We start from the raw sequence: 12,085 nt of genomic DNA, 5'->3' as shown, positions 1-12,085 counted from the left end.
CTCGGGCGGTGCCGCCGCCCCGTAGGATGGGGCCATGGCGAAGACCGGCACGACGACCCAAGGGCTGCGCTCGGCGATCGAGCGCAGCGGTTACTACCCGGCCCTGGTGGCCGAGGCGGTGGAGGCCGCCGTGGGCGGCGAACCGGTCACCTCGTACCTGGTCCACCAGGAGACCACCTTCGATTCCAACGAGGTCCGCCGCCATGTCACCGTGCTCGTGCTGACCCGCACCCGGTTCATCGTCAGCCACACCGACGAGCAGGCCGCCGACGGCACCTCCCCCTCCCCGTACGCGACCACCTCCACGGAGTCGGTGCGGCTGGAGCGGATCTCCTCCGTGGTGCTCAGCCGGGTCGTGGCCAACCCCGAGTCGTACACCCCGGGCACGCTGCCCCGCGAGGTCGTCCTGACCATCGGCTGGGGCGCGGTCAACCGCATCGACCTGGAGCCCGCCGCCTGCGGCGACCCGGGCTGCGAGGCCGACCACGGCTACACCGGCAACTCCACCGCCGACGACCTCAGCCTGCGGGTCAGCGAGGCCGGTGACGGACCCGACTCCGTCCGCCAGACGCTCGCCTTCGCGCAGTCGCTCTCCGAGGCCACCGTGGCCTCCACCGCCGCCCGCTGATGGCCCAGCCCGCCACCGCCGGCTCCGCCTGGCAGGACCCCGCCCCGCTCGATCCGCGCTCCGCCCCCGCACCGGCCTACGGGACCGGATCGCTCGCCGAGCTGCTGCCGACCCTCGCCGCCGGCCAGGGGGTTCCCGGCCTGAGCCCCGGACTCGGACTGGAACCGGCCGACCGGAACTGCGTCTTCCTCGTGGACGGCCTCGGCTGGGAGCTGCTGAGGGCCCACCCCGGCGAGGCCCCGTTCCTGACCTCCCTGCTGGCCGGCTCCAACGGCGGCACCGGCGGGCCCCTCACCGCGGGCTTCCCCTCCACCACGGCCACCTCCCTCGCCTCCGTCGGCACCGGCCTGCCGCCCGGCGCGCACGGCCTGGCCGGCTACACCGTCCTGGACCCGGCGAGCGGCGTGCTGATGAACCAGCTCCGCTGGCGGCCCTGGACCGACCCGCACGTCTGGCAGCCGTACCCGACGGTCTTCCAGCGCGCGGACGCGGCCGGCATCCACACCTGCCAGGTCTCCGCGCCCGGTTTCGAGACCACCCCGCTGACCCGGGTGGCGCTCAGCGGCGGCACCTTCCACGGCCGGGCCACCGGCGAGGAGCGGATGGACCTCGCCGCGGCGGAACTCGGCGCCGCGGGCCGCTCGCTCGTCTACACGTACTACAGCGAGGTGGACGGCAAGGGGCACCGCCACGGCACCGGCTCCGGCGAATGGCTCGCCGAACTCGCCTACGTGGACCGGCTCGCGCAGCGCCTCGCCGAGCAACTGCCGCCCCGCTCGGCGCTCTACATCACCGCCGACCACGGGATGGTCGACATCCCGTTCGACGAGGAGTCCCGGATCGACTTCGACGAGGACTGGGAGCTGCGCGCCGGCGTCGCGATCCTCGGCGGCGAGGCCCGCGCCCGGCACGTCTACGCCGTCCCCGGCGCCGCCGGTGACGTCGCCGCCGTGTGGCGCGAGGTGCTCGGCGACCGGATGTGGGTCGCGAGCCGCGACGAGGCCGTCGAGGCGGGCTGGTTCGGCCCCGTGGAGGAGCGCGTGTACGGCCGTATCGGCGATGTCGTCGCCGCGGCCTGCGCCGACGTGGCGATCACCGCGTCCCGCACCGAGCCCAACGAGTCCTCGATGGTGGGGCTGCACGGTTCGATGACGGCCGCCGAACAGCTCGTCCCGCTGCTCGAAGTACGCTCCTGACCGACCGCGCGCCGACCGGTTGTGCCCGGTCCGCGCGGGCCCCGGCGCGACCGGCCGCGACCCCGAACCGAAAGGCCCTCCACCCCCGATGCCCGAACTGGTCTTCTTCAGCGGCACGATGGACTGCGGTAAGTCGACTCTCGCCCTGCAGATCGAGCACAACCGGTCGGCGCGCGGCCTCCAGGGCCTGATCTTCACCCGGGACGACCGGGCCGGGGAGGGCAAGCTCTCCTCCCGGCTGGGCCTCGTCACCGAGGCCATCGAGGCGGCCGCGGACCTCGACCTCTACGCCCATCTCGTCGGCCACCTCTCCGCGGGCGGCCGCGCCGACTACGTGATCGCCGACGAGGCGCAGTTCCTCGCGCCCGCGCAGATCGACCAACTCGCCCGGGTCGTCGACGATCTGGGCGTCGACGTCTTCGCCTTCGGCATCACGACCGACTTCCGCTCCAAGCTCTTCCCCGGCTCGCAGCGGCTGGTCGAACTCGCCGACCGCATCGAGACCCTGCAGGTCGAGGCGCTCTGCTGGTGCGGCGCGCGGGCCACCCACAACGCCCGCACGTCCGGCGGCCGGATGGTCGTGGAGGGCGAGCAGGTGGTCGTCGGGGACGTCGGCCTGTCCGGGGACGAGACCGGCTACGAGGTGCTGTGCCGCCGCCACCACCGGCGCCGGATGACGTCGGCCGCGGCCCGCGCCGCCGCGCTCTCCCCGGACGTCCTCCCGGTCGACCGCGGAGAGGGGCCCGTCGTCAGCGGGCCGTCCGCAGCAGATTGAAGACCGCGCCCTCGGGGTCGGCGACCGTGGCCACCCGCCCGAACGGCTGGTCGTGCGGCGGCGCCAGCAGGCGGCCGCCCAGACCCGCCACCCGGCGCGCGTCGGCGTCCGGATCGGCCGACTCGAAGTACGTCATCCAGCGCGGCCCGTGCCCCCGGACCGGCTCCTCGCCCAGCTCCCGCACGGCGGCCACGGGCCGGCCGGCCAGGGAGAGCGTGATCTCCTCGGGGCCGTTCGCCGCGCTGTCGTAGCCGAAGACGGCCTCGTAGAACTTCGCGGCCGCCAAGTCCTGCTGCTGGAGATCGTTCCAGGTCTGGGTGCCCGGCTCACCGGAAGCCTGGGCTCCGGCCAGGGCCAGCCCCTGCCAGATCCCGAAGACCGCGCCGAACGGGTCCGAGGCGATCGCCAGCCGCCCCGCGTCCCCCGCGTCCAGCGGGCCGACGGCGACCGTACCGCCGCAGGCGCGGATCAGCTCGGCCGTCGCGTCCGCGTCGTCGGTGGCCAGATAGGTGGTCCAGGCGACCGGCAGCTCGCGCCCGCCCGACAGCTCGCCCACCCCGGCGACCTCGCGTCCGCCCAGCTGGGCGCGGACATACGGCCCGAGCTGCCGCGGCGCGGGCACGAAGCTCCAGCCGAACAGGGCGCCGTAGAAGTCCTGGGTCGCCGCCAGGTTGTGCGCCATCAGGCTCACCCAGCAGGGCGTTCCCGGTGTACGCGGCGTGGCTGCCTCGGTCATCGTCACTACTCTCCTCGGGGCGTTCGGATCCGGGCGGGACCGGGCGCACGTCGTCGCGGTGGGAGGCGCCCGGCCTCATGCTTGCACCAGCTGCCGCGCCGAGGGAGACGGCCGCGCCGCGTTCCATGGCTTTGGGGTCAAGGATGCCCACTTTGCCGTTGCGTATCCGTCCCGGCGGTCCGGCTGTCCGACAACTGCCCGACGTACGGCTGGTTTCCGGAGCCGGTCCGGTGCGCAGCCGGCCTACGCGAAGATGGGGACATGGACACCCTCATCACCGCATCCGATCTGGCCCGGGAGGCGGCGGGCGGCTCCCCGCCGGTCCTCCTGGACGTGCGCTGGCAGCTGGGCGGCCCACCGGGCAGACCGGCGTACGAGGAGGGCCACATCCCCGGCGCCGTCTACGTGGATCTGGAGGCCGACCTCGCCGGACCGCCCGGGAGCGGCGGCCGGCACCCGCTGCCGGACCCGGCCGTCCTCGGGGCCGCGATGCGGCGGGCCGGTGTCTCCTCCGGCCGCCCGGTCGTGGTGTACGACGACGCGCAGGGCTGGGGCGCGGCCCGCGCGTGGTGGCTGCTCCGCTGGGCCGGGCACCCCTCGGTCCGCGTCCTCGACGGCGGCCTCCGCGCCTGGCGGGAGATCGGCGGCCCGCTGGAGACGGCCGAACCCGCCCCGGCCGAGGGCACGTTCGAGCCCGACCCGGGCGGTCTGCCGGTGCTCGGCGCGGACGAGGCGGCCGAACTGGCGCGCAAGGGCGTGCTGCTGGACGCCCGCGCGGCCGAGCGCTACCGCGGCGAGGTGGAACCGGTCGACCCGGTGGCGGGCCACATCCCGGGAGCGCTGTCCGCGCCGACGGCCGGCAACCTCACCGCCGGGGGCCGGTTCCGTCCGGCGGGCGAGCTCGCCGGACGCTTCGCCGCCCTCGGGGTCCGCGGTGACGCGCCCGTGGGCGTGTACTGCGGCTCCGGGGTCTCGGCGGCACAGGAGGTGCTCGCGCTGGAGCTGGCGGGCATTCCGGCGGCCCTGTACCCCGGTTCCTGGAGCGAGTGGTGCGCCGGTCCGGAGCGTCCGGTCGCCACGGGCGCCGACCCGGGCTGACACGGCCCGGCGGCCCCGGCCAGGGGCGGCCCCCGGTCCGTACGGACGAACGCCCGGTGGCCGGGGACCCCGCGGTGACGCGCGGGTCCCCGGCCACCGGGCGTCGCCGCCGGAGGGCTCCGGCTACTCCTGCTTCTTGCGGCGGGTGCCGAAGACGATCTCGTCCCAGCTCGGTACGGCGGCGCGGCGGCCGGGACGGACGCCGTCCGCCTCCGCCTGCCGGTCCGTCGTGCCGGTGAGCCGGTCCCGGTGACCCGCCACGGCGCGGGGCATCAGCACGTCGGCGTACGCCGAGCCGGCGCTCGCCGCGGCGGGCGGTGCCGCGGGCTCCTCGGCGGCGGCCGGCTCGTCGTCCGGAGGGCTGTCGGCGGGCTCGGCCCGGGACTGCGAGGTCTGCTCCGGTACGACCATGTCGCCCCGGAAGCTCGGCACCGCCTCCAGCAGGCTGGTCAGCGAGTCGCGGTCGCGGCTGTCCCGCTCGGCGGTCTCGTCGGACTCCGAGCGGGCGGACAGTGCGCGGTCCGGCCGCTCCGAGCGGTCGATCGGGACGGTGCGGTCCATCGGCCGGTCCCGGGGGAGCCGGGCGATCCGGGGAACGAACGGGATGCTCGGCTCGGGGGTGTCGTCCGTGTCCCCGATCAGCGAGCGGGCCTCGTCGTCCACCGCCTGCACCAGCCGGCGCGGGGGATCGTAGGTCCAGCTCGCGGAGTGCGGTTCACCGGCGACCCGGTAGGCGAGCAGGACCTCCCAGGTACCGTCGTCGCGCCGCCAGGAGTCCCACTGGACGGTGTCCTTCTCCGCGCCGCGCAGCATCAGGCGCTCCGCGACGGCCTCGCCGAGCTGGGGCCCGGTGTTCTCGCCCGGACGGCGGACCGGGGTCTTGCGGGCCCGCTCGGCCATGAACGCGCGCTCGGCGAGCACCGGGCCCTCGAAGCGGCGCACCCGCTCGACGGGGATGCCGGCGAGCTGTGCGACCTCCTCGGCGGAGGCACCCGCCCTTATCCGCGCCTGGATGTCCCGGGGGCGGAGGTGGCTCTCGACCTCGATCTCGATCTGGCCCAGCCGGGCACGGTCGTTCCGCACGGCGGCGCGCAGCCGCTCATCGATCGGAAGGGTGTATTCCGTGCTGTCCGCAGCCTTCAGCACCAGCCGTGTGCCGTCGTTGCTGACGGCCACGACACGCAGTTCGGGCATGGGGACCTCCCGGGTGGTGCCTGCCGACGTCACGTGCGTCGCTGCTTCCGCTAGACGAGTGTGGCCTGCCCGGGTGCAGCCTGCCACAGCATTGCCGAGTTGCCCGGCGTGTCGGGCCGGGGCCCTTCTTCGCCGTTGTGACGCGGTAACCCATGTGTCACGATGCGTGACCGCGCCGTCCGTCCCATGCACCCTACCCAGGTCCTGCCACGACTACGTCGGTCCGAACCCTGCTCCGGGCCGCTTTCGCGGATCCGGGCAGCCCGGCGGGGAGCCGGAGCCAGGATTCGCCACAGTACTCCATTCAGCCCACCCGGGTGGACTGGCACGCCGCCCGCTTCTGCCGCCCGGACGCGATCGGCGGGAGCACGGGTCGCCGTGCGCGGACGGAGTTTCACGGAACCTCCTGATGCGGAGTCATCTCCTCCGGTTCGCCCCGCTCCGGAGGCGGGTGGCGGTGCGGCCGGAGCGTGGACGGAGAGTGACGGAGCGCCGGGCGCCGGCGCGCGGACCACCGGCCCGGGCCCCTGCCCCGTACCCAGGTCGCACATCCGACCGAAGGGGCAGTGGCCGGTACGTGCCGCCGCGCGGCGGCCCGTCAGCCGCCCAGGACCCGCCGCAGATACGCGTTGCCGAACACCCGGTCCGGGTCGAGCCGGTCGCGCAGCGCCGTGAACTCGCCGAAGCGCGGGTACACCGAGGCGAGTTGGCCCGCGTCCCGGCTGTGCAGCTTTCCCCAGTGCGGGCGCCCCTCATGGGCCGTCATGATCCGCTCGACCTCCGAGAAGTACGGCCGGTACGGGGTGCCGCGGTACAGGTGCACGGCGATGTAGACGCTGTCCCGGCCGGACGCCGTGGAGAGCGTGATGTCGTCGGCCGGCGCGGTGCGCACCTCCACGGGGAAGCCGACGCGCAGACCGGAGCGCTCGATGAGGGCCTTCACCTCGCGCAGCGCGGCGATGCCCGCCGCGCGCGGGACGGCGTACTCCATCTCCACGAACCGGACCCGGCGCGGGCAGGTGAAGACCTTGTACGGAATGTCGGTGTAGGTGCGCGCCGACAGCGCGCGGCCGGTGATCCGGGCCATCCGCGGGATCGCGGCGGGCACGGCGCGGCCCGCCGAACACACCAGCTGGAAGGCGGCGTTGGAGAGCAGTTCGTCCTCGACCCAGCCGCCGATCCGGCCGAGCGGGGCGGGGGGACCGGCGCTGCGGTTGTTCCGCTTGGTGTTGCAGTGCTCCGTGTGCGGGAACCAGTAGAACTCGAAGTGCTCGTTCTCCCGCGTCAGCTGGTCGAAGTCGGCCAGCACCCGGTCCAGCGGCATCGGTTCCTCGCGGGCGGTGAGCAGGAAGAGCGGCTCGACCGCGAAGGTGAGGGCGGTGACGACCCCCAGCGCGCCCAGGCCGATCCGGGCCGCGGCGAAGACCTCGGGGTTCTCCTCGCGCGAGCACTGCAGCACCGAGCCGTCGGCGGTGACCAGTTCCAGGGCGGTGAGCTGCGCGGATATGGAGCCGGAGTCCCGCCCCGTGCCGTGCGTCCCGGTGCTCGTGGCCCCGGCGGCCGTCTGCGCCATGATGTCGCCCATGTTCGTCAGCGACAGGCCCGCACCGGCCAGCGTCTGGTTGAGCTGCCACAGCGGTGTGCCCGCGGCCACGGTGACCGTCCCGGCGTCGCGGTCGATCCGCCGGACCCCGGTCAGCCGGTCGGGGCGGATCAGCACGCCGTCGGTGGCCGCGGCGGCGGTGAAGGAGTGGCCGGTGCCGACGGCCTTCACCGGAACCCCCTCCTCGGCCGCCGACTTGACGATCCGGGCCACCTCGTCGGTGGTCGCGGGGGCCGGGGAGCGCAGCGGCCGCGCCGCCACCGTCCCCGCCCAGTTACGCCACGCGTCGCCGGTCTTCTGCGTCATGTGCTCCCACTCTCTGCCGCCGCGGAGCCGGCCGGAGCCGGCGGTACCCCAGGGATGCCACCACTGCCGCGAGAAGTCCAGCCCCGGCGGGCACCGAGTATCCGGCCCCGGCCCCCGCCGCGTCGACCACCCAGCCGCCGGCGGCCGCCCCGCCGGCGAGGCCCAGCTGCACGCCGGTGCTCGTCCAGCTCATGCCCTCGGTCAGCCGGGCGGCGGGGACGTGCTGTGCGACCAGGGCCATGGTGGTGACCGCGGTGGGGGCGATCGTCATGCCGGCGAAGAAGAGGGCGGCGGCCAGCGCGAGCAGGTTCCCGGCCGACAGCAGGGGCAGCGTGCAGAGCGCCATCGCCCACACCCCGAGCAGCCACCGGCGGGACGGCGCGCCCTTCAGGTCCAGCAGTCCGAACACCCCGGCGGCCAGCCCCGACCCCAGGGCGTACACCGCCAGCACGGGCCCGGCCAGCGCCGGATGGCCGGCCTCCTCGGCGAAGGCCACCGTCACCACGTCGACCGAACTGAAGATCGCTCCACAGACGCCGAAGGTCATCACGAGCACCCGCAGACCGGGGGAGCGGAGCGCCGAGCCCGCGGTGTGCTGCTCGCGGGGATGCGGCACGGGCTCGGTGGCGCGCTGGGAGGTCAGCCACAGGACGCCCGCGGTGAGGAACACCAGGGCGGCCAGCGGCCCGGCCTCCGGGAACCACTGGGTGGACAGCCCGATGGAGACCAGCGGCCCGAGGACGAAGCAGACCTCGTCGACCAGGGACTCCCAGGAGTAGGCGGTGTGCAGCATCCGCGGCGAGCCGCGGTGCAGCGCGGCCCAGCGGGAGCGGATCATCGAGCCGATGTGCGGCACACAGCCGGCTCCGGCGGCGAAGAGGAAGAGCGTCCAGGCGGGCAGCCCCTGGCGGGCGGAGACCAGCAGTCCCGTGACGGCGGTCACCGAGCCGAGCAGGGCGGGGCGCAGCACCCGGCGCTGGCCGTGCCGGTCGACCAGCCGGGAGATCCGCGGGGCCAGGCAGGCGGAGGAGAGGGCCAGCGTCGCGGCGACCGCCCCGGCCAGCCCGTAGCGGCCCGTCAGCCGGGAGATCATCGTGACGACGCCGATGGCCAGCATGGCCGCCGGCATCCGCCCGAGGAGACCGGCCGCGGAGAACGCCATGGTGCCGGGGTGCGCGAAGATCTCGCGGTAGGGACTGGACACGTATCGGCTCCGGCGGCGACCTGGCAGGGGAGGACTGGGGGAGGACTGGGGACAGGGGCGCCTCAGCCTACGGCCGTCCGGGGCCCGGACGCCCGGGTATTTTCCCGGCCGTCGGTGGCGGGTGGCAGGATCGGCGGCATGTCCGATCAGTCAGTCCCCGATCCCTACGACGCCCTGCTGCTCCTCTCCTTCGGCGGCCCCGAGGGGCCGGACGACGTGGTGCCCTTCCTGGAGAACGTCACCCGCGGCCGGGGCATCCCCCGCGAGCGGCTGGAGGAAGTGGGGCAGCACTACTTCCTCTTCGGGGGCGTGAGCCCCATCAACGACCAGAACCGCGAGCTGCTGGCCGCGCTCCGCAAGGACTTCGCCGAGCACGGCCTGGACCTCCCCGTGTACTGGGGCAACCGCAACTGGGCGCCCTATCTCACGGACACCCTGCGGGAGATGGCCGCCGCCGGGCACCGCCGCGTCCTCACGCTGGCCACCAGCGCCTACGCCTCCTACTCCGGCTGCCGGCAGTACCGTGAGAACCTCGCCGCGTCGCTCGCGGCCCTGGAGGCCGAGGGCCTGCCCCTGCCGCGGATCGACAAGCTCCGGCACTACTTCAACCACCCGGGCTTCGTCGAGCCCGTGGCCGAGGCGGCGCTCACGGCGCTCGCCGGGCTGCCGGAGGAGGTGCGGGAGGGCGCCCATCTGGCGTTCACCACCCACTCCATCCCCACGGCCTCGGCCGACACCTCCGGCCCGCCGGAGGGCCACGGCGACGGCGGCGCGTACGTCGCGCAGCACCTGGACGTCGCCCGGCTGATCGCGGAGGCGGTGCGCGGATCGGACGGCGTGGAGCGGCCGTGGCGGCTCGTCTACCAGTCGCGCAGCGGTGCCCCGCACATCCCCTGGCTGGAGCCGGACATCTGCGACCACCTGGAGGAGCTGCACGGCGCGGGCGCGCCCGCCGTCGTCATGGTCCCCATCGGCTTCGTCTCCGACCACATGGAGGTCATCTACGACCTCGACACGGAGGCCATGGCGAAGGCCACCGCGCTGGACCTGCCGGTGGCCCGGGCCGGCACGGTCGGCGCCGATCCGCGCTTCGTGGCCGGCATCCGGGAGCTGGTCCTGGAGCGCGCGGCCGCCGAGCGCGGCGAGGAGGTGCGCCGCCGCGCGCTGGGTGACCTCGGCCCGAGCCACGACGTCTGCCCGGTGGGCTGCTGCCCGGGCCGGACGCCCAAGCCGGCCGCCGCCGGGGCGGACGACCCGTACGCGGGAGCCGCGCGGTGAGCGCCCGGGACACGGACCTCGAAGCCCTGGGCCGGGAGCTGCTGCCGATCGCCCTGGAGGCCGCCGAGCGCGCCGGGGCGCTGCTGCGCGACAGCCGCCCGGAGGACCTCGGGGTGGCCGCGACCAAGACCAGCGCCATCGACGTCGTCACCGAGATGGACATCGCCTCGGAGAAGCTGATCAAGGACTTCCTGGCGGAGCGGCGGCCGGACGACGGCCTCCTCGGCGAGGAGGGCGCGGACACCGCGGGCCGCAGCGGCGTCCGCTGGATAGTCGACCCCATCGACGGCACGGTCAACTACCTCTACGGGCGGCCCGACTGGGCGGTGAGCATCGCCGCCGAGGCCGGCGGCGAGACGGTGGCCGGCGTGGTGGCCGCGCCGGTGCGGGGCGAGACGTCCCGGGCCGTGCTGGGCGGGGGAGCGTACCGGGGCGAGCGGCGGCTGCGCTGCAATCCCGCGCCGCCGCTGGACCGGGCCCTCATCGGCACCGGCTTCGGCTATGTCCGCGAGCGCAAGATCGGGCAGGCCGCGGTGCTCCGCGCGCTGGTGCCGGACCTGCGGGACGTCCGGCGCTCCGGGTCCGCCGCGATCGACCTCTGCGATGTGGCGGCGGGCCGGCTCGACGGCTACTACGAGCGCGGGCTCAACCCGTGGGACTACGCCGCGGGCGAGCTGATCGCCCGGGAGGCCGGAGCGGTTACCGGCGGCCGGCCCGGGGAGCCGCTCTCCGGCGAGCTGGCCGTGGCCGCACCGCCGGGGCTCTTCGAGGCGCTGCGCGGCCGGCTGGAGGAGCTCGGCGCCTGGCACGACGACCACCCCGCGGGCTGAGCCGGGCCGCGCCCCGGAAACGCCGCACCCCCGGAAACGGGCGGAGGGCGCCCCGGTACCGGGTGAACGGTACCGGGGCGCCCTCCGTAACGTGACCGGGGCCGGCTCAGGCGGTCAGGGCGCCGATCTCCACGCCGTGCTCGGCTGCGAGGCGGCGAAGATCGTCCAGCTCCGCCAGCTCCACCTCCACGAGGAAGTCGTCGCCCGTCTCCCGAGCGCGCGTCAGGTCGGACTCGGTGCTCTCTATACGCTGCAGAAGTCCTGCGGTGAACGCGTCCATGGTTGCGCCCCCTCGTCGTGGGTCGATGGCACGGGGGTGTGCCGACGGCGGGTTGATCACGCACCGCTTCTCTGCGGGGGACAGCAGGTCGTGGCATGCCACGTACAGGGCGTGATCTCGGATGTGCATTCGTCCTCCCCAACCCGGACCTCAGAGAAACCTCAAACGCGATAAGAATCCTGATTCTCCCGATCCGGTGATCCGCTTACCGCCGGTTTACGGGCGGCGGGGGCAGGATGGGGAGGATGTCCGAACAGCGTCCGGCCTGATCACGGGTCGCGGACCAGGGGAAGGGAGCGTGCCGTGCGCGTACTCGTCGTCGAGGACGAGCAGCTGCTCGCCGATGCGGTGGCCACCGGGCTGCGCCGGGAGGCCATGGCCGTCGACGTCGTGTACGACGGGGCCGCCGCCCAGGAGCGGGTCGACGTCAACGAGTACGACGTGGTCGTCCTCGACCGCGATCTGCCGCTGGTGCACGGGGACGACGTCTGCCGGCACATCGTGGAGCTCGGGCTGCCGACCCGGGTGCTGATGCTCACCGCTTCCGGCGACGTCAGCGACCGCGTCGAGGGCCTGGAGATCGGTGCCGACGACTACCTCCCCAAGCCGTTCGCCTTCAGCGAACTCACCGCCCGGGTGCGGGCCCTCGGGCGCCGTACGACCGCACCGCTGCCCCCCGTCCTGGAGCGCGCCGGCATCCGGCTGGACCCGAACCGCCGGGAGGTCTTCCGGGACGGCCGGCAGGTGCAGCTGGCGCCGAAGGAGTTCGCGGTGCTGGAGGTGCTGATGCGGGCCGAGGGGTCCGTGGTCTCGGCCGAGCAGCTACTGGAGAAGGCCTGGGACGAGAACACCGACCCCTTCACCAACGTGGTCCGGGTCACCGTGATGACCCTCCGCCGCAAGCTCGGCGAGCCGCCCGTGATCATCACGGTCCCCGGCTCCGGCTACCGGGTCTGA

Annotated in this window: 12 protein-coding genes; 7 read left to right on the top strand and 5 right to left on the bottom strand. The window is 74.6% G+C overall.

The genetic code is table 11. The features are described from left to right. Positions 1-34: 34 nt before the first annotated feature. From SXIN_RS07350 to SXIN_RS07340, 3 genes are all read left to right on the top strand, one after another. Positions 35-628: a DUF5998 family protein gene (locus SXIN_RS07350; RefSeq protein WP_019709692.1), complete on the top strand. Its 594-nt coding sequence runs from the start codon at positions 35-37 to the stop codon at positions 626-628. Next, positions 628-1,824, top strand: coding sequence for an alkaline phosphatase family protein (locus tag SXIN_RS07345; protein WP_019709691.1), 1,197 nt, complete (start codon positions 628-630; stop codon positions 1,822-1,824). Before SXIN_RS07350 ends, SXIN_RS07345 begins: the two co-directional genes overlap by 1 nt. A gap of 88 nt (positions 1,825-1,912) precedes the next feature. After that, positions 1,913-2,599, top strand: a complete 687-nt coding sequence (locus SXIN_RS07340; protein ID WP_019709690.1) for a thymidine kinase — start codon at positions 1,913-1,915, stop codon at positions 2,597-2,599. On the opposite strand, the gene SXIN_RS07335 is transcribed toward SXIN_RS07340, so the two are convergent. After that, the gene (locus SXIN_RS07335; protein WP_095756760.1) at positions 2,574-3,335 is read right to left on the bottom strand and encodes a VOC family protein; all 762 of its coding nucleotides are present in this window, start codon (positions 3,333-3,335) and stop codon (positions 2,574-2,576) included. The genes SXIN_RS07340 and SXIN_RS07335 overlap by 26 nt on opposite strands. Positions 3,336-3,596: 261 nt before the next feature. On the opposite strand from SXIN_RS07335, the gene SXIN_RS07330 reads away from it, so the two are divergent. Continuing rightward, positions 3,597-4,433 (top strand): sulfurtransferase, encoded by an 837-nt coding sequence (locus SXIN_RS07330; protein WP_095756759.1) that lies wholly within the window; start codon positions 3,597-3,599, stop codon positions 4,431-4,433. Between the two features lie 123 nt (positions 4,434-4,556). On the opposite strand, the gene sepH is transcribed toward SXIN_RS07330, so the two are convergent. The 3 genes from sepH to SXIN_RS07315 all read right to left on the bottom strand — a co-directional run bounded on the left by sepH (position 4,557) and on the right by SXIN_RS07315 (position 8,740). Continuing rightward, the gene (sepH, locus tag SXIN_RS07325) at positions 4,557-5,660 is read right to left on the bottom strand and encodes a septation protein SepH (protein ID WP_095756758.1); all 1,104 of its coding nucleotides are present in this window, start codon (positions 5,658-5,660) and stop codon (positions 4,557-4,559) included. A gap of 565 nt (positions 5,661-6,225) precedes the next feature. Continuing rightward, entirely contained in the window at positions 6,226-7,536 is a 1,311-nt protein-coding gene (locus SXIN_RS07320) for a D-arabinono-1,4-lactone oxidase (protein WP_019709687.1), read from the bottom strand. Then, positions 7,505-8,740 carry an MFS transporter gene (locus SXIN_RS07315; protein ID WP_019709686.1) on the bottom strand — a complete coding sequence of 412 codons (1,236 nt, stop codon included), beginning with the start codon at positions 8,738-8,740 and terminating at the stop codon, positions 7,505-7,507. The genes SXIN_RS07320 and SXIN_RS07315 overlap by 32 nt, the downstream gene beginning before the upstream one ends. 138 nt (positions 8,741-8,878) lie before the next feature. On the opposite strand from SXIN_RS07315, the gene SXIN_RS07310 reads away from it, so the two are divergent. Both SXIN_RS07310 and SXIN_RS07305 read left to right on the top strand, forming a co-directional pair. Then, positions 8,879-10,018, top strand: a complete 1,140-nt coding sequence (locus SXIN_RS07310) for a ferrochelatase (RefSeq protein WP_095756757.1) — start codon at positions 8,879-8,881, stop codon at positions 10,016-10,018. Beyond that, positions 10,015-10,848, top strand: a complete 834-nt coding sequence (locus tag SXIN_RS07305; RefSeq protein WP_228430118.1) for an inositol monophosphatase family protein — start codon at positions 10,015-10,017, stop codon at positions 10,846-10,848. Before SXIN_RS07310 ends, SXIN_RS07305 begins: the two co-directional genes overlap by 4 nt. Positions 10,849-10,954: 106 nt before the next feature. Here SXIN_RS07305 and SXIN_RS31210 read toward each other — a convergent pair whose 3' ends face one another. After that, on the bottom strand, positions 10,955-11,257 hold the full coding sequence (locus tag SXIN_RS31210; protein WP_157916262.1) for a hypothetical protein: 303 nt from the start codon (positions 11,255-11,257) through the stop codon (positions 10,955-10,957). A gap of 174 nt (positions 11,258-11,431) precedes the next feature. Here SXIN_RS31210 and SXIN_RS07300 point away from each other — a divergent pair, with 174 nt between their 5' ends. Further along, on the top strand, positions 11,432-12,085 hold the full coding sequence (locus SXIN_RS07300) for a response regulator transcription factor (protein WP_019709683.1): 654 nt from the start codon (positions 11,432-11,434) through the stop codon (positions 12,083-12,085).

Origin of the sequence: Streptomyces xinghaiensis S187 (assembly GCF_000220705.2) — a bacterium.
Classification (GTDB): domain Bacteria; phylum Actinomycetota; class Actinomycetes; order Streptomycetales; family Streptomycetaceae; genus Streptomyces; species Streptomyces xinghaiensis.
The sequence above is the reverse complement of the archived record's forward strand: the minus strand, read 5'-3'. Positions and strand labels throughout refer to the sequence as shown.

Bases quoted from the DNA above. Each gene is read 5' to 3' on its own strand.
- SXIN_RS07335 (WP_095756760.1), bottom strand. From the start codon at position 3,335: ATGACCGAGGCAGCCACGCCGCGTACACCGGGAACGCCCTGCTGGGTG.
- SXIN_RS07345 (WP_019709691.1), top strand. From the start codon at position 628: ATGGCCCAGCCCGCCACCGCCGGCTCCGCCTGGCAGGACCCCGCCCCG.
- SXIN_RS07330 (WP_095756759.1), top strand. From the start codon at position 3,597: ATGGACACCCTCATCACCGCATCCGATCTGGCCCGGGAGGCGGCGGGC.
- SXIN_RS31210 (WP_157916262.1), bottom strand. From the start codon at position 11,257: ATGCACATCCGAGATCACGCCCTGTACGTGGCATGCCACGACCTGCTG.
- SXIN_RS07350 (WP_019709692.1), top strand. From the start codon at position 35: ATGGCGAAGACCGGCACGACGACCCAAGGGCTGCGCTCGGCGATCGAG.
- SXIN_RS07320 (WP_019709687.1), bottom strand. From the start codon at position 7,536: ATGACGCAGAAGACCGGCGACGCGTGGCGTAACTGGGCGGGGACGGTG.
- SXIN_RS07310 (WP_095756757.1), top strand. From the start codon at position 8,879: ATGTCCGATCAGTCAGTCCCCGATCCCTACGACGCCCTGCTGCTCCTC.
- SXIN_RS07340 (WP_019709690.1), top strand. From the start codon at position 1,913: ATGCCCGAACTGGTCTTCTTCAGCGGCACGATGGACTGCGGTAAGTCG.